The following is a 17,346-nucleotide window of genomic DNA, read 5'->3' on the forward strand; positions in this document are numbered from 1 at the left end:
ATAAAAAACCGCCCGGAGGCGGCTGTGTGAATAATGAATTGCACAAATTAAGCAGTAGTCCAATCGTCTTCCACAAAATTAACAAAGGTTAAATCTGCTGTACCAATAACTGAAGGCTCGGTAGTTATACTTCCTGAATCAATATCCCATTTTAGAACAGTTGTTAATTCTCCTTCCACAAACTTGTCAAACTCCAAGTCTTTTATAACGCCATTATAGAAGAATGCATTTGTATAGGCTGATCCCAGTGTGCCAAAAACAGAGGTTTGCCCAGTGTTAATGGTCATTTCAAGGATGTGTTCATCATCATCCATATACCCCACGGCAGAAGCCCCATTACTGATTGATACAGCATCTATGGTGACCAGTGATGCCTCGGCAGTGTTGAATGCAATATTGTTAGACTCATTAAATTCTATAGGTGCACGATCAATCGACCCACCACCCAGCGCCTTCTCAATCAAAACCCTTCTAAATGCTGCTGGCAAGCACTTGAATGTGAACCTTACTTTTTCTCCAGCCGCTAGTGTAACAGTTGAAAATGTCGCTTTTGTTGAATTTGCTGGATTAAACGTTAATTCAAAAACAGGAGCCGATACTGAGTCAAACGCTCCAAAGTTATAGCTATCCTCAACTAACGCGCCAAGAATATCATCCCAGACATAAGCGGTTGATACGCCCGACCCAATCGCTGGACTTCCCGCTAAAGGCTGATAATAAATATCAGGATATAGTGGTGCGTAATCTATCGGCCAAGGCGTTGGTCTGTCCTCATGATAGAGTAGATTGTTTACATCAGTGACCAGTGGAAATCCTGTGTTACCATCAACCACCTTAATTACATTCGTATCTCGTGCGCTGTTGGCTGTTGACATTAAGTTGATAACAGAGTTATTTGCGATAACGATAGGATTAACATCTACGTCATCTAAAGTTTCATCGCGCTTTTCGATTATTGCGAATGTTGCATATTCATGATCCGGATATATAGAAGGTAAATTAAACTGAATAGCTACATTATTCCTTATAAACAAGTTCGTTGAGCCAACCCCAATTGAGTTCTCAGTTGATGTGTACCCATATAACAGGTTAGATTCTATAACCAATGGTCTTGTTACATGCTGCCTGGTTCCTTGGTTTTGAGGTGCAAGAGACATTTGACTAATGCCGCCTTCCATCTTATTTTGGTTGATAAAACCATAAGCGCCAAACGTACCATTTGAGTTCCAGCGAATACAGGACTGGTGAGCCAGTCCATCACTAGACCATCCAGTGTTAGAAAATAATTCTGATTGAGTTATCGTTACGCCTTGACAGTCCTCCAGACGTATTGGGCCATGAAATGCCCAGTAGCGCTTATGGTAATAAAGCTCATGGCCTTCCGCAATTGCCGCTGTTAATAGTGCAGAATGTGTCCCATTGCCGGTGTAAGGGGTTGAGCCATCTGAAGACCCTATAGTGGAGTCAGCGCCTGCCGTGAAGACAAAGCCACCGTTAGCTTCGGTTAGCTCTGTATAGATTTGATTTTCAGTGTCATAATCAAAAACCGCTAAGTTTGATGTATCGCCAAAAATAGCCAGATTATTTAAGGCATACTCAAGCGTTACGCCATCACCAGCAATTCTCTCAAAATAATAAGTTTTCCCGCCAGCAATGCCACCTACAGCGTTTACATTCTGCTTAATGCTTGAGCCAACTATTACTGAATTCTCCATCCGACCAAAAACTGAAAGATCAAACCAGTCCGTGAACTTAACATCACTAAGCAGTATGTTTGACGGTAGCCCCCCGCCAATGTCATATGGGTAAACCATTATCCCAACGCCGGACTCACTAACCTTGTGTATTGTTACAGATGAGTTAGACACTAATGAGATTAACCCTGTTCTTTTTGTCTCGCCTACTCCGGTTACTGGGCTATAATTTCCCTTAATATCCCACTCATAAATTATCGTACCCTCTCCTGTCCCCCTGCTTGTTCCTGCGTTGCCATAAAACAATGAAGTGCTAAACCCACTCATACCATTTACCGGCAAGTTAATTACTGGGTATTCACCTTCTCCAAAGGAGCCAAACTGCTGATGGTTATAGATGGATAATCTAGCACTAGTGCTATCTAGATTTATCTCTGCGCCTTTTGCGATTAATAATCTTGAATCTGCTTTTAACGTATCAATAGCTGATGCAGCGGCAGCCCAAGTTGTAACCTGTTGACTTCCTGATGGAGCGCCAGAAAACACACCAGAAGGATCAAGACATACTGTGTTTGTTGTTGGGTAAAAAGCATCAGCATCGCTAGGGGCTATCACAATTTCCCTATAACCAAACTTACCTGTTGAGTGCTGATATACATACCCCTTAACGGTGTAGGTTTTTACAGAGTCAAATACATGACCATGAATAGCCCCCTGCCCGATATTGGCGTTATTACGTCCCAATTCACTTGAAACGTTCTGATAAGTAGACCCAACATCGTCATATTCAAGCCAGAAAGAAAGGTCTGCTTCTGGTCTCGTTATGCCCGGAAACGTCGAGTCATCCAGCATGTTAAATACCACACCCATTGGAGCAGGGCCGGAGGTTTGACTGGCACGAATAACAATATCGAAGCTCGGCACAGCCAACACATTCGCCACAGCATTACGGGCAAGGCGGAAGTTTTCGACAGCCGTTGGCTCTGCCGGGTTTAAGATGGCATGTATTCTTCCGCCTAAACTAAGTTGCAGACCTAGATTCATGTAAAACTCCGGGCAATAAAAAACCCGCCTTGGCGGGTTTGTGGTTGAGTATTTTTCTATTCAGCGTTGTTGCTGAATGGTTTTTTATCGATTAATCCATCACGGTGGATAGGTGATGATGATTTGATCTAGTTCGTTGACGGCATCTTGATAGACTTGGGGGGCGGTTGCCAGGGCTTCGCCGGTGAGGTTGTCTAGATCTGCTTTGTATTTGATCCGGATGCCTTCGATTTTGGGGGCCACTGTGATGTTCCAAAAGTCTGCGATGGCTATAATCAATTGCGCTGAAGCAAGTTTGGTGATGTTTCTGGCTTCGGCTTCGGCGATTATGTAGGGGATCAAGTTATCGTCCACCAGGTTATCGGCGATGAATAGATTTGCCTGTTCCAGTTTTTGCATATAAACGGCTTGTTGGCCGGGCACGTCGGTGATGTATCTCAGTCGAACTGCCCCCGCTGCCCTATCAATCTTGGCTTTTGCTTTTTTAACAAACTCATTGTAATCAATAGCGGGTGGTGTTTTTTCTACCCTTTCAATTTTTACTATATTTCCATTTTCATTTGAAAAACCTTTGTATGTTTGATGCTTGCCTAACTGTATGAATAAAAGCTCTTTATAGAATTCGTTTGATACTTGGACCCAACCATCTTTAAAAGTTTTACTTAACTTATTATTACTTGCATAAGGCATTTCTACATTCCTTAGTTTTATAATGAAAGCAGTTCTTCTAATGCAGACATTCTAATTGCAACGGCATCATTTATAGTGTCTGGAAGTTCCAAAGCTTCTAGGTTATCTAAGTGACGTGCTCTTATTTCCTCAATTGAAGACCACAAAACATCAAAAAAATCTTCGTCGTTTATATAGATACTGACAGCCGCAGAAAGCATGCTAATCCCCCTTGCTATCGCCGCCGCCTCGACAAGTCTGTGCTTCTCATTAGTTGGCGGCTCAAACTCTATATAATCTAAAGCTTGTTTATACCTCTCCAACTGTTCGGCAAGTGTAATATTTGTAAAAAATCGTTTGGCGTCAATGCTTAAATTTGCATAGCTGTTTATATCGGAAGTTATTTTTGTTTTTGCGTCCTGAATGTCCGTGTATTGGCTGTAGCTATACTGCATAAATCTTGACCTCAAAAGGCAAATGCGCCACTGATTTTATTTGCAAGCTATGCAACTTGGGGTTGTTTTCTACTTGCGATTTGAATCGCTCAATGCCGTGTGCACTAGAAGGAAGATCTAAAGCAAATTCTAATTCTCCATCTGTTATTTCAGTTAAAAATTCACCATTCAGATACAACTTTGAAGGGTTAGGTATGTTTTCAAAACCCATGTTATACAGGCCGTCTGCTACTGCAAGGACAGTTCCAATAGGAAATTGCAGCCATATATCATTAGCGTGGTCATCCTCTGTAACGACTGTTGTGATGGTTGTATCAATGGTTACGGGCGATTCGGTTTTTGCTTTTAACTCGTTATCAACGAGGTCATGATATTGAGTTTCCTCATCAGCTAAACCTATTTCAAATGATTCATTGGGTTCAGTTGCTTGCAAATAAATCATTGAAACGGGTGAGCTACCTGTTCTTAAAATTTCACCTGTAACGTTATCGTAAATATAAAAATCGTTCATTTATCGTTTAACCTCAAGAATTTGAATAAAACGATTTGATGCATAGCTTGCATTACTAGGTAAAACGCGTCTTGCTTGTAAAACATAAGTTGCCGCCCCAACACCTCTGGTGTGTCTTGCGGCTGGGGTAATTGTTTCTCTGGTTGTCGTAGGCGATTGAGAAACTGCACGTATTCCTCCAAAATTAAAGGAAGTTGACCATAAAACGCTACCTGTTTGTGTGCAGACAAGTCTCAATTCTCCTACTCCGGGACTGTCAGGTTCTGAGTCCCCCCCGTAAAAACTTCTTAAACTAACTGATGCAATTACAGAAATAGGGCTTCCAGTTGACTGTATGGTTACAGAAGCAAGAGTAGTAAAACTACTACCTAACGTAATTTCTGCAGAACCATAAGCACTTGCCGGTATAGTAACCGCGTTGCCCGCAATCGTTAATGTTTCAACATTCGCCACATCAATGTTAGCGGTTCTAATCGATGCCAGCCCCATCAAAGCGTTAGGAATCGCCGCCCCTGCAATATAGGTAGTGATGTTGGCCGCGTTTAATTGATCAACACTGGCAAACGCACCCAGCCCATCAATATTGCTGGCCAGCATACTGCCGGTGTAGGTGCCGCCTGCTGATAAGATTAAGTTATCTTCATCATCATAAATCGCGATGCCTTTCGCGACCAGGTTGCCATTTTTATCAACGTAAAACTTACCGTTCGCCGCATCTTTGGTGCTGCCGGTTCCGTACCAGATAGGGAAATCACCCTCGCTGGACATTTCAACCCGGTAGCCGTTTAACGATGAGGTTTTGAAAATACCGCTGGTGACCGTGCCCATCACTGCCGATATGGCTGAAAGGCTTGGCACGGTGATCTTTTCCGCCGTAACCGCATTAGCCTTTAACATCGGTGTTTCGATAAAGTCATCGTGAATGACGGTGGCGACTATCTCGCCGCTTTGTGCTGATACTTGGCTGCTGAAATTAAGTTCATCAGTGCCCCAAACATCGACGCCCGCTGCCCTGAAATACCAGGTTTCGCCATAGACAACGGGAAAGGAATACAGCAGGGTTCTGATGTTAGGCTCTATTAATGTGCTGGCATCGGCTGTAAAACCATTTGTTTTGCTGGCGTATAGTCTGAAGTTGTTGAAATCAGGTTCAGCTGACTCTGGGAATTGGATCACGATTTGATCGGCAATACCGTTTGCCGTTACGCCTGATAAGGTGGCGATCTGTTGATTCTTTACGCGAAGCGTGGCCGAGGGGCTAGTGACACCATTGGCATTGATGGCATACACCACAATATCAAACTCACGGCCAATACCATGAATGGCAGCTTGATCGGCTCGATAACGAAATTTGTTAGTGGTCAGTACCTCTGAATATCTCACTGCTTCAGTAAGATCCAGCACTTCCACAAACCATGATGCGGCTGTTGCCTGTTCATCCCACTCAAGATCTACCTGATTACCGGTAAATGGGGCTGATAACATGAGCCCGGTTGGTTGATTCGGTGTGCCAAAATCTGACCCAATGGTGACTTGAACCTGAAACCATTTGCCGATTTCATCGTTTTGCGGTGCCACGCGAACATCGACCACACCAAACAGCACATCAATCAATGCGCTATTGGTGGTGGTTGTGGCAACACGCTGCCATGAAACGCCTTCATCATAAGATATATCAATCAGGTTACGTTTGGCATTGTTGGCCGGTGTCCATGAAAGCACTAATTGTGGGTTGGTTAATGTGCCCGCCTGAATCACGACCAGGTTGGAGACTTTAAACAGTGGCACTGGTTTTGGCCCAACACTTGGTGGCGTGATGATCGTGCCGTTGTTGATTAACTCATCAAAGCTGTGAACGATTGGATCATCAATGACCGCCTGAATTTTAACCTTAGTTTCACCATCCGCTTTGATGGTTTGAGCCAACATTTTGCGTGGCTTTTGCGTGGGTGATGAAAAGGCATAATAGGTTTTTTCTTTGGCATAGCCTGTGTAAACATACGCTGGCAGTGTGCCGAGCACGGTGACTTTGTTGTTCGCCACAAAGGTGCACTGTTGTGGCTCATACGTTCTGCCGGAATCATCACGCAGATAAATAAAATGATCGCCACTGACATCAAACGTCACTGGCTCTGACAAGGTTAACGTATTGCCATCGACCGCCAAGACCTCGCCGCCCTTACCCCAACGGCTGATGTCTTGAACCACGATCAGTTTTGATAAATAACCGATGTTTCTGCCATCTAGTTCGGTACCAAAATCGCCCACAATATTGCGATACTCTTGCTTTGCGGCCATGAACATCGCTTCACGGTGCGCTTGAAGGCGACTTGTGCAGCCATCCAGTTTCACTTTTTTGGGCTGATTCGCCGGGCTACCGGGCACGGCTGCAGTAATAAAATCCTGCTTCCATGTATTGGGATCAGTGTATTCAATCTCAACAGAATCATCGGCAAACTCATCAACCGTGAGATAACTTATCGCCAATGAGCCTTTGGTCATGTTGCGACCATTAAACATATAGGTGTCATTAGCATAGTCGCCATCACGCACAATGCTGAACTGCTCGCCATATTGAATAGGCTCAGCACGACCGACCATGCACATCTTTTTCAGGGCAGTCCACAGCGTGGTTTTTGTATCAAACTGGCCATCAAAATAATCACCACGGGCTTCCCATTCATCGGCCAGTTCTTTGATGCCATCTAAATCCAGATTCTTATCGAGATAATTACCGCCATATTCGGCTTTAACTGCATCACACAATGCCCATGCGATGTTTCGCGTGGTTGCTGCAGGCAACCATTCTTCACCATCCCATATAGGCAATTTTCGATAGGCGATCAGGTTGAATAACCGCTCGTTTTGACTTGATAGATTATCGGTGGCTTTTGCTTTGACCGCCCATGTTGAATGGTTATAGGTTTGGCTTGAATCAAGATACGCTTTGAGCCCGACCCAACGGACCTCATCGGATTCTTTAAAATCATCGGTTGAGCTGTTAATGCGACGGCCACGCACCTGAACACGGCCCGTAGTGGTGGTAATGGTTTTTCTGATGGTGCGTCTGATTGGCTCAACGGTTGCAGCGGTGTAGGTTTTATCCTCAAAAACTTTCCATGTGCCAACGCCTTGATCGGCATTATCCACATCACGGTATTCAAAAAACACACGCACACTACGAGCATCTAAACCACCATCATTGTTGGAAAAATACAGCCCTTTAGGAATCAGGATATCAATGGCGATTTCTTCGGCGACGGTATCAACATCATTGGCGATAAATGGCCCAACATCACCGGTATATTCTGGTTCATTAGGTGCAAATAATGTGGAATTTGTGACATCAGGTGACACATTAACGGCGTCACGAAATAACGTAATTTTTTGACCAGGTGAATAGAACTCGTATTCAATCTCTTCAAAGTTGGCAATAGGCGTATCGCCAATCTTTAGATCAGAGTAATCATATTCGCCCTGGCCAATGGCAAAAAGCTGATACAAATATTGATCGCCGCCGATATATTCACGATAAGGTGTTGAGGCAAAGTCAGGGTAAATACGAAACCGGCCATAACGAACCGGGATCACTTTGCCTAATCGCGCCTTGTTACCCTGGGCATCAATCGAATAAGTCGGGCTGGCTTCGGGTATATCGCCGCTTTTATCTGCACTCGGCACAGAGGTGAGCATGGAGGCCACAACAGACAGCGCTACCGATATCAGAATATTAATGGCGATAGTTGCTAAGTTAACAGCATGCACATGATGGCAAACGATAATGGTATCGCCATCAAATAACATGTGATCAGACCATTTATCGGGGCTGACTTCATCACCATTTACTACACAAATAACATGATCACAAGGCCCGGTATAACTCGCACTTAACTGACGAAAGGCGTGATCAATGGAGCAGCCGCTATCAAAGTGCATCACGTCATCGGAATACACATCCAATGGCGATTTAAGAACTTTTAGCGATACGCTCATGTATATAAAACTCGATTCGTTTAAAGCCAGTTTTCTGGAGTGTTTTTAGGGTTTCTTTGCATACATCGGCCCCATCTTTTGAATGGAGCACGAGACCATCAGTGAATAAACCAATGTGGTGAAAAAGCTTGTTTTGTGACATCAGCACCACGGTGCCATCAATCGGTTTATCAATTTTGATCCACTGCCCGCCGCTTAGCTCGGTGAACACGGCCCGATTAAATGCTTTGTGATCGTCGGTCACGATATCGATGTAGCGATCAAGCGTGATGCCATAGTGTTGTTTTAAGCAGTGCTGCACCAAGCCCCAACAATCAAACGCACCATTGCCAGTGGCATACGGTTGCCACCGCATACCAATGTAGCTATCTGACCAATGCATCAGGCTAGGCCGGGGTGTGTTTCGAGTTTGTAAAAAATTGAGGGGAATTGCTTATTGATCACATCAGCAAACGTAGCCGAAAACGATACTGAATCGGGTCCGGCTGTTGGGTTCAATACTGTCATGGTGATCGGCTGAGAGGCTGGGGCTGATAAATCGCCTGATTCAAACTCTCTGAAGGTGATTTTTACCGGCTCACGGTTGGCTTTTGCTTGCAGTTCCAGCTGCTCGATAATCTCAAACGAGGCACCATAAATTGTGCAGGTTAAATCCTGCCGGCCTTTTACGCTTTTTTCAGGTATGGACAGCTTAAAAGCTGAGCCGATAAAGTTAACCTCTTCGCCAGCGTTATACGGTGCATCCTCTTCTAAGGTCGCCTGCAGGTTTTGAAACCCCTGAACCAATCTATGCACAGTAGGCGCAAACGCTGAATGACTCAGCTCAATGGTGATGTAATAAATCTTGTTGTTAGGATTAGAGGCAAATAACTCATCAAGTGCCGTGGTCATAGTGTTTCTACCTGCAATGCCATGCGCCAAAGCCCTCCGCCCATTGGGGTCTGTTGGCCTCTAGCCAGGATATGAATGGTCGCAATAACCCGCTCACCATCTGCCATTAACTCAATATCAAAGGGATCAACGCCCCCATTAATATCGTCATCCCAAAAATCTTTAAATAGTTTTAGCTGGGCTAGGGTCATCATGAACGGTAATGTGATGTCTGATGGCACGTTATCGAAGCGTTTACGGATCCGTCTGGGCCCCTGCTCCATTTCGGTGATCTCGCGCCCATCTCCAGGCTGAAACACATAACCATCGGTGATGGGTTTGGGCAAAGTACTGGGCCAACTGACCGGCATTATCGTCTGCTCCCAACGGCTCTATTTAGACCAAACACACTTTCCATTGCATTCGCGATATCGCCATCACCACGGATTATGTCACTGGCCACAGCCCGTTTTGATTGATCAACCGCCTCAGCAATCACAATTTGCCGTTCGTTACCGTTCATTGAATCTGACACCACACGCACCGGCGCGCCGTTATTGATGATAGTAATGGGTTGAGATTGTCCTGCAGCGGCATCCATACTCATGGTGACTGGGATGCTTCGGCCATCCGGCAGAGGTACATAGGCTTCATTCATTCGGCCTTCAGCAAAGTAAGCAAGCTGTGGACTATCTGCAATGCCGCCATTTGAATATGACTTTAGGGGAATTGGCCCATTTGAAGTCATAATGCCGCCATCTTCAAAGCCAAAAAATCCAGCAATCGATCCACCAATGCCGGTGTTACCCACTGAGGTTTTCAGTAAATCAAATATTTTGGATGCTGCAGCTTCAGCGGCCATCCGGCGAATAGAGTCAATAAACCCTTTAGCCATGCCCTTAATGCCGCCATCGAACGGATCAAACAGAAAGTCAGCAAAGGAATCTTGCATATTTCGAGCTGCTTGTTTGGCATACTCGGACATTTCGTTCATGCCATCTTTGGCTTTTTTATAGGAAGCTTCAGAGTCGGCAATGGCGCGGTTAAAGGTCTCTTGATTAATATGACCTTCTTGCAATAACCGGTTATATTCGGCTTGTTCACGATTCAGGATTTCTTCAGCGGTCTGCATGGATTCGGTTAATTGCAGCCCGGCTTCTTTTTGTTTTTGCAGCTCTTGCTCAGCCACCTTGGCGAGTTCCTGCTGTTCTTTTAATTGCTCATAGGCTTGTGATTGAGAAACGATTGATAACGCTAATTCCTCACCATCCACGCCTAGTCGTTTTACTTCATCAGCTAAATCACCACTGGCCAGTCGATATTCAAGAACGGCGGTTTCGCCTAAACCAAAGGTGGCCACTTGCGTTTCAAGTGAGCCTTGCAGACCTTCTAAAGCTGTTCGCGCTTTGTCGATCTCTTTAACGGCGGCTTCATCGATTGGCGTAAATGATACGCTGCTACCTGATTGCCCTAAACCCTCACGGCTCTGAGTTTGTAAATCGACAATCGCTTGAACTTTTTCATTAATTGCACCGGTGCCATTAACGTCTACACCGGCATTATTAATGTTATTGATTGCCTCGCCGTATTCCAGTGCTGTTTGCTTCAGATCATCAACGGATACCGTTAATATTTCTTTAGCATCCCCGGCATTTGCTCTTATTTTGGCAATGATGCGTGGTGAGAACATGGCATCTTCAAGCGTGACACCATCAAACAAACCATCAACACTGGCCAAAAATCCGCCCAGTGTCTTACCAAGTAAATCGAACACGGCCACAGCACCGATGCCGGTGGTAGTGACATTTTTAATGGTGCCGTTCAGCAGACCTGCAGTGAACTCAGCAACCGAAGCATCAGAAGATAAATCATAAAACTCAACAGCCAGATCACTAATGACCGGAATCAATTCACTACGAAGTTGATTCTTAAAACCTTCGGTACCTTGATCCAATAAAAATAGGGTCGCGTTGAGCTGTTGCGATGAAGCAATGATTTTACCGTCCATGATGGCACCGGCATCTTCTGCAGCATCACCCAGCGTTTTAAACCCTGCAGCATTGTTTTGCAGTAATGGCAATAACAATGTTGCATCACTGGCGATAGCCTCCATAAAGAAGGTCATTTCATTTTGTGAAACACCTGCTCGCTCTAGGCTAGAAACATACAGCTCGAGTGCTTGTGGGCCTGAAAGCTTTCTGAATTGTTCGGCGGTAACACCAATCTGAGGCGCGATATTCTCAAAAAAGTCAGCTAAAGGACCGCCGCCCGTTTGAAGAAAATCGCCGATTTTATCGTTGGTATCTTTAAAGATATCAGCGAGCTTGTCTTGTTCAACACCAACCAACTTGGCACCGGCTGCATATTTCTGAAACTCACTAGATACACTGTTTGAAACAGATGATAAACGCTCAAGCTCAGCCACTTGAGAAATGGTTGATTCAGTAAATACGGCGGCGGCTGCAGCAATACCGGCAACCGATGCCACAGCTACTTGACCAAGGCTGTTAACATTTCCTCTTACATCAGCAAATAATTTTGAGGATTCACTTAGATCTTTATTAAGCTTATCAACTTCAGCACTGGTTGACTTAACGGCACGCACAGCACCGGTAGCATCACCGACTAATGAAATGCTATATCTTGCCATAGTGAATACCGTTATTTAGTTGGGGGATGCAGTTGTTCTAACGCAGCGGTTTCCATGACTTTTAAATCAGCAAACATCTGCTTTCTTTCGGTTGGGTTTATTTCATGCAGATCCATCACCACCGGTAGCACTGAATAATCAATGCCCGTTCTGCCCCAAGGACCAACACGCCATTGAGTGCTAAGTGAGTTAAATACCTGCAAAACATCAAAGTGTATTAGCCACACCTGTGTTTTTTCGATGGGAATATGTTGTGCCAGTTCTGGTGGCAATCCGAATGCCGCTAAGCTGTCCTTTAAATCATCACGCTTGCTATACAGCCGTGTAGCAAGCGCGATTAGTTTTTTTCTTTCGCCTTGGCTGTTTCTGCTATCCAATAATTAAGAATCACCAGGCCAGAATTGCCATAGTTATCGAGTAGCTTGGCCAGGCTGTCATCTGTAAATTTAGCCTTTACGTTCTCCCAACCTAAGACGATTTCTTTTAATGCAGTGAGATCATCTTTACCAGATACGTTTTTCAGGTATTCAAGCTTGTCGGTTTTACTCATCCACTTAAATTTAAGGGTGAGTATTTTGGGTTTCTGTTTGCCTGGCAGTGGGATTTCTACATCACCGATAAAGCTGTTCTCATGATCTAGTTCAAATATCTCGCTCATGGTTCACCTTAAACTGGAAGAATAAATCTTGGGCGGGTTGATAGTGATACCGAGACATTTGTTGTTATCACACTTGCTAAATCCGTGATATTAGGCAGTCCAGGCGCAGAAATATAGCCAAAAAATAACAGCTCTAAACCATTAGTAAATAAAAGTTTAATCGCAAGTTTTGATTGTGTATCAGACGCTTTAACTGATCTAACCAAGCCCGGATCTGCAGGATCAAATATGCATGGAATACTTACAGTAATAGGCGTGAATCCTGCGGGTAGCTGTCTCTCAATTAAGTCCCACAAAAACTGAAATGATGCATATTTAGGGTCACCGCCAGACATTGCCAAGCCTGTTGCTATTTTTAGCTCTGTACCGATAACCAAAGGTGACATAAAGCCGCTTTCAAAATCAGGGTAATCAGATGTGTCTTGACCTTTCATTTCAAAGTTTTTTTCAACAATATCGACATTAGCTACTTTGACTAATGCATCATCTAAGATGGTCATTCCATTTACATTTTGTATTGCGACATATGCATTGTTTTCTGGATCGGTGCCTTCATAAGTTACAACGCCAGGGTTGGCCTTTGATATCTCCGTTATAGTTTGCTGGGCACTGATTGCGCTTTGTATAAAAATTCGCGTTCCCGCCGGTAACATAGGATTAGCCATTATCTATCTCCAATATTTTCAAGCGGTAGAAATAAAAAAACCCCAGTGGCCGCTTACCATCTGGGGTTTGATTTTTGAGTTTAAAATTTAGTTAAGAGCTGTTTCTGGATCATCTTCTTGAATAAAGTAGATACATTGGAAGCCATTCTCACGAATGCCTTTTAGTTTTTCTGAGCGTTCTAAATCATGCTCGCTTTCCATGTATTCAATATTTTTGACTAATCCGGATAAGGTTGAATTACTTGCAATCGTCTTTTCAACTTCAATGCAAATATCATCCAGCTGATCATCCACTTCGTCACCTACGGCATAAGCGGTGACAAACACATCAACTTGACGTGCAACCAGTGCAGGTTTTCCCATGGTTATCACTTCTGTTTTTTGATCATTACCGGTGCGGATCGTTAAAGCAGGAACAGTGCCCTTAAGAATCGGATCAACGCGATTTACAAAGACTCTATCTTGTGTGATCGGTAAGCCCTTCAAAACCGCTTTAAGCGCTTCGCGTATTTGTTGCCTTACATGACTCATATCAAATCTAGCCGAACAATTGTCATGCCGGTACCATCTGGCTCAAGTGGCATCACGGCTCGGTAACTGACACCGGAAACAGTGATCGAAGTTGAACTATTAACACTAGATGCTTCGTTTGATAAAAGCTCTAAATAAGGGCTAGAAGACTCCATGCCAACACCTAAACCCAGCTCGTTATAGGCATCATGGAAAACGGCATCAACTTCAACACCGTCAATTAAGATGCCAGAATCGCCGAGAATTTCCATGCATGTTTGGTTTAATTCATCAATTAAATCAGGATCCATCGCCATGATTAGCGTTCCACCAATTCACATACCGTAGGTGATGCAAGTGTAAAAACCTGACCCTTATCGATGCCACGAACGGTACCGGCAAAAATGGTGGCCGTATTTTCAGTGTCATCGTTGATGTGATAAACCACATCAGTTTGTGGAGAAAAAACAATCGTCTCATCACCATCAATTGATTCAGTAGTTGCAATCGATGTGGGATTGATAACGGGTATCAGTCCAAAATTTGTTTTTAATAAGCTCATATCAGCACCTTGGGTGTGAAAAAAAGCTACTGCCCTAACTTCTGGCAGTAGCTTTTCGGGTTTTCATACAGACTATTCTTCGTTAAAAACAGCCCATGCCGCGTTTCGTTCTTCAGCAGAAACGCTGCCGCCCAGAACATCTTCAAGGGCTTTCGTTGTTGGCAAACCTTCACGGGTGAATAGGTCTTCATTTTCTTTATCTAAAGCACCCATTGCTTCAAGGATCTGCTCTTGAGTAAATGGATCTGCCTTATCTGACTTGCCAGCAACGCTAATGGCATTGATAGCTAATAGTGGTTCAGCTTGTTTTTTAGATAACTCAATGGAACTGCCAGTTTCATAAGGCTCGCCATCGTGCTCTAACTTAGTATCAACATTGAACTTAGGCATGACATTCCCCTTTTATGCAATCGCATTTTGAATGTAGTAGCCCAGATCTTTGGCAACAACCAATTCTTTAACTGATTCACCAGCACGGACCAGCGTGCCGCCGCGTAAGCCTTTTTTCTCTTCTGGCATGCTGCCAGCGATACGCTCTTCAAACTGAGCAGTAAAGCCGAATGTTGTACCGTTACGAGTGTTGGCTAAAGGATCACGATAAGTTAATGAAATGTGTTTACCCCAGACACGATTTAATGTCGGTGTTTGACCAGGTTTTGCAATGTTCAACCGGCTTGAACCGACCAGCACTTCATCAAGTTCGAACAGTTCCGCTAAAAACTGACGCGTAACGATGCCAGAATCACCGCTGTTGCCATGAAAGGCTTTGACTAACAATGGGTGACGTGAAAGCTTGCTGTAGACTTCACGGCCAAGTGTCATGACGTTGGCCCGCATAATCATCGAATCTAATGCCTCAGTGATAATGCGGATCGGATCGCTGTTCGCGTAATCATTAAACTGAGAAGTACCAGAGAGCGTATTGATGTTGCCCGCAGTATAACTTGCAGCATTGAAAACGACAGATGCAGTACGTACTTCACGGCTAAGTTCAATCAAGTTAGTCAGTGTTTCAACTGCCTGCCCTTCCGGATCTTGATTTTCTGATGCATTCGCTATGTCTGAATAAGGAATTAAATCATCCAAACCGTGATCTTCGGTTGAAGCAGTTTTTTCAGTTGAGCCAAACTCAACTTGATTCGGTTCGGATTTACGACCAACGCGTGTATCAGGGAGCGTAAAGCTATCTGCTAGTTTAAATTCCTGATACTTGAATGATTCTTTGCTTACCGGTACACGTGGTAAAACGGAATCAGCAATCAGGCTTTCGTTTCGATAGGCAATGGCTATGCCTGTAAGATGTGGATCAATAGGAAATGGAGCTGGCATGATGGTTATCCTTGCATAATAGATGGATTAATAAGCACTTTGCCGATATCACCGACAACACCTGAAAGTTCTGCTGTCCCGATAATTTGGGCATTTGCACCGGCCGATGGTGCTGCAGCAACTGCTCGACCTGTTGAGTCGCTAGTAAGCTTGGCACCACGTGCGACCGTACCGCCGTATTCCACGTTGCCAATACCAATACGAACAACATCAACTCGCCCGCCAAGTTCAGCGCCCAAGGTATCAGTCACGCCAACGCTAAGATCTGACGCAGCTGCAGCATGCAATACCTCACCATCCGCCGCACCGAATTTCACAATGCGATGAGGTAGAACGACTGCTTGAGCCGTATAGTTTTTAATCAATAATGGGTTCATTACTCAGTATCTCCCTGTTTAATTTTGCTCATCGCTTGTGAAAGGCTGAGCGTGATACCTCGGGACTTGTATTCAGCAACCATCGCTTTAGCTTGATCCGCGAGATCTTTAGAATCACCACTTGCCTTGGTGGTAACTTCTGCATCAGGCAATGGTGTGATTCGGGTTTGTGTAGACTCTAAATGCTTTGCACCGAGCTCACGTTCAGCTCTTAATACAGCAATAGCCGCTTCGCCTGGTGAGGTAACACCATCAAATGCCATTTCTGTGATCAATGCTTCATGGCCAGGAACGGATTGTTCTTGAACGGCTTTGATTCGCTCACGTTCTTTTTCAGCACCTTCTTTCTGTACTGCTGAAACATCAATTGATGATGCACCAGCATTAAAAATTGCTTCGTAGATTTCAGGGTGATCAGCCTTAATGGCTGAGACGGTTAATGCAGGTGTTTCTGGATCGTCACCTGCGGTTGGTTTTTTCGTATCAGGCATAGCGCCTCCATTGATTGAAACACCGGATAACCCGGCAATAACGGATTCAAGTGAACCCAACTTATCTGCCAGACCAGCATCAACAGCCGCCTGACCTACCAATACTTGGCCACGAATGGCGGCCAAAGCATCCACTGTCATACCGCGACCACTGGCCACGGTAGTTAAAAAAACATCTTCGATAGCATCGATACGGGCTTGTAAAACTGCGACCCCTTCTTCAGTGTTTAAATCAGGTCGTTTATCTGGTGCTCTGGATGAAACAAGCTCTCTATTTGGGTCTTCAGCAGATGGTTTTTTAAACCCAAGGACAACGCCAACATTTCCTGCTAACGCAGTGGGTTCCATCACAATTTCATCAGCCTGGCTTGCTATCCAATAACCGGCACTGGCTGCTAAATCTCCCACGTAGGCTGTTACTGGTTTGGTCGAATCCCGTACCATTCCAGCAAATTCATTTATCCCGCTGACCTGACCACCTGGTGAACTCATATCAAGCACAATTGATTTCACGTTGGGATTTTGTAATGCCGAATTAAAATCAAGCGCCAAGATCTGAATCGATGTGGCACCCGATATCTCGGTCATTAAATTGGCTTTAGGGAAGATAGGACCTGAAACCGGAATGATTGCTACATCACCACGCATTTCAACTGATCGTGTGTTTTGTAAAGGTCTACCAAGTTGCTTGGCAACAGCCTCTGGATCGGTTTCACGATTGGCAATCGCTTCGATGGTGTCCATCATTTCTGGCATGATCGCCCAAGGTGCGCCACCCGTGAGCAGTTCAATCGCACTTTTCGGCATAGGGTTATCCTTTTGTTCGGCCATAAAAAAAGCCGCTGCTTATTGCTAAGCGCGGCTTTTA

The 17,346-nt window shown here is 44.5% G+C and carries 19 protein-coding genes; all 19 read right to left on the reverse strand.

Going from position 1 to position 17,346, the window contains the following annotated elements; genetic code table 11:
- Positions 1-47: 47 nt before the first annotated feature.
- The 19 genes from ACN0V2_RS07110 to ACN0V2_RS07200 all read right to left on the reverse strand — a co-directional run bounded on the left by ACN0V2_RS07110 (position 48) and on the right by ACN0V2_RS07200 (position 17,309).
- Entirely contained in the window at positions 48-2,738 is a 2,691-nt protein-coding gene (locus ACN0V2_RS07110) for a hypothetical protein (protein WP_417550108.1), read from the reverse strand.
- A 99-nt stretch (positions 2,739-2,837) separates the two neighbouring features.
- Positions 2,838-3,428, reverse strand: coding sequence for a hypothetical protein (locus ACN0V2_RS07115; protein WP_417550109.1), 591 nt, complete (start codon positions 3,426-3,428; stop codon positions 2,838-2,840).
- Between the two features lie 17 nt (positions 3,429-3,445).
- Positions 3,446-3,862 (reverse strand): hypothetical protein, encoded by a 417-nt coding sequence (locus ACN0V2_RS07120; protein WP_417550110.1) that lies wholly within the window; start codon positions 3,860-3,862, stop codon positions 3,446-3,448.
- Positions 3,852-4,373, reverse strand: a complete 522-nt coding sequence (locus tag ACN0V2_RS07125) for a hypothetical protein (RefSeq protein ID WP_417550111.1) — start codon at positions 4,371-4,373, stop codon at positions 3,852-3,854. The genes ACN0V2_RS07120 and ACN0V2_RS07125 overlap by 11 nt, the downstream gene beginning before the upstream one ends.
- Positions 4,374-8,366, reverse strand: a complete 3,993-nt coding sequence (locus tag ACN0V2_RS07130; protein ID WP_417550112.1) for a host specificity factor TipJ family phage tail protein — start codon at positions 8,364-8,366, stop codon at positions 4,374-4,376.
- The gene (locus ACN0V2_RS07135) at positions 8,341-8,748 is read right to left on the reverse strand and encodes an NlpC/P60 family protein (RefSeq protein WP_417550113.1); all 408 of its coding nucleotides are present in this window, start codon (positions 8,746-8,748) and stop codon (positions 8,341-8,343) included. The genes ACN0V2_RS07130 and ACN0V2_RS07135 overlap by 26 nt, the downstream gene beginning before the upstream one ends.
- Positions 8,748-9,257, reverse strand: a complete 510-nt coding sequence (locus ACN0V2_RS07140; protein WP_417550114.1) for a DUF1833 family protein — start codon at positions 9,255-9,257, stop codon at positions 8,748-8,750. Before ACN0V2_RS07140 ends, ACN0V2_RS07135 begins: the two co-directional genes overlap by 1 nt.
- Positions 9,254-9,607: a hypothetical protein gene (locus ACN0V2_RS07145; RefSeq protein WP_417550115.1), complete on the reverse strand. Its 354-nt coding sequence runs from the start codon at positions 9,605-9,607 to the stop codon at positions 9,254-9,256. Before ACN0V2_RS07145 ends, ACN0V2_RS07140 begins: the two co-directional genes overlap by 4 nt.
- A complete protein-coding gene (locus tag ACN0V2_RS07150) occupies positions 9,607-11,886 on the reverse strand; it encodes a hypothetical protein (RefSeq protein WP_417550116.1) in 2,280 nt (759 codons plus the stop codon). Before ACN0V2_RS07150 ends, ACN0V2_RS07145 begins: the two co-directional genes overlap by 1 nt.
- A gap of 11 nt (positions 11,887-11,897) precedes the next feature.
- Positions 11,898-12,263, reverse strand: coding sequence for a DUF1799 domain-containing protein (locus ACN0V2_RS07155; protein WP_417550117.1), 366 nt, complete (start codon positions 12,261-12,263; stop codon positions 11,898-11,900).
- Complete coding sequence (locus ACN0V2_RS07160) at positions 12,224-12,544, reverse strand: phage tail assembly chaperone (protein WP_417550118.1); 321 nt, start codon at positions 12,542-12,544, stop codon at positions 12,224-12,226. Before ACN0V2_RS07160 ends, ACN0V2_RS07155 begins: the two co-directional genes overlap by 40 nt.
- Before the next feature lie 8 nt (positions 12,545-12,552).
- Entirely contained in the window at positions 12,553-13,209 is a 657-nt protein-coding gene (locus ACN0V2_RS07165) for a phage tail tube protein (protein ID WP_417550119.1), read from the reverse strand.
- 87 nt (positions 13,210-13,296) lie between these two features.
- Entirely contained in the window at positions 13,297-13,740 is a 444-nt protein-coding gene (locus tag ACN0V2_RS07170) for a hypothetical protein (protein WP_417550120.1), read from the reverse strand.
- Positions 13,737-14,036 carry a hypothetical protein gene (locus ACN0V2_RS07175; RefSeq protein ID WP_417550121.1) on the reverse strand — a complete coding sequence of 100 codons (300 nt, stop codon included), beginning with the start codon at positions 14,034-14,036 and terminating at the stop codon, positions 13,737-13,739. The genes ACN0V2_RS07170 and ACN0V2_RS07175 overlap by 4 nt, the downstream gene beginning before the upstream one ends.
- Before the next feature lie 2 nt (positions 14,037-14,038).
- Entirely contained in the window at positions 14,039-14,281 is a 243-nt protein-coding gene (locus ACN0V2_RS07180) for a hypothetical protein (RefSeq protein WP_417550122.1), read from the reverse strand.
- A 72-nt stretch (positions 14,282-14,353) separates the two neighbouring features.
- Positions 14,354-14,671 carry a hypothetical protein gene (locus tag ACN0V2_RS07185; RefSeq protein WP_417550123.1) on the reverse strand — a complete coding sequence of 106 codons (318 nt, stop codon included), beginning with the start codon at positions 14,669-14,671 and terminating at the stop codon, positions 14,354-14,356.
- 12 nt (positions 14,672-14,683) lie between these two features.
- A complete protein-coding gene (locus ACN0V2_RS07190; RefSeq protein ID WP_417550124.1) occupies positions 14,684-15,610 on the reverse strand; it encodes a phage capsid protein in 927 nt (308 codons plus the stop codon).
- A 5-nt stretch (positions 15,611-15,615) separates the two neighbouring features.
- The gene (locus ACN0V2_RS07195; protein ID WP_417550125.1) at positions 15,616-15,987 is read right to left on the reverse strand and encodes a DUF2190 domain-containing protein; all 372 of its coding nucleotides are present in this window, start codon (positions 15,985-15,987) and stop codon (positions 15,616-15,618) included.
- A complete protein-coding gene (locus ACN0V2_RS07200) occupies positions 15,987-17,309 on the reverse strand; it encodes a S49 family peptidase (protein ID WP_417550126.1) in 1,323 nt (440 codons plus the stop codon). Before ACN0V2_RS07200 ends, ACN0V2_RS07195 begins: the two co-directional genes overlap by 1 nt.
- Between the last annotated feature and the right edge of the window lie 37 nt (positions 17,310-17,346).

Origin of the sequence: Methylophaga sp., from assembly GCF_048266885.1 — a bacterium.
In the GTDB taxonomy this organism is placed as follows: domain Bacteria; phylum Pseudomonadota; class Gammaproteobacteria; order Nitrosococcales; family Methylophagaceae; genus Methylophaga.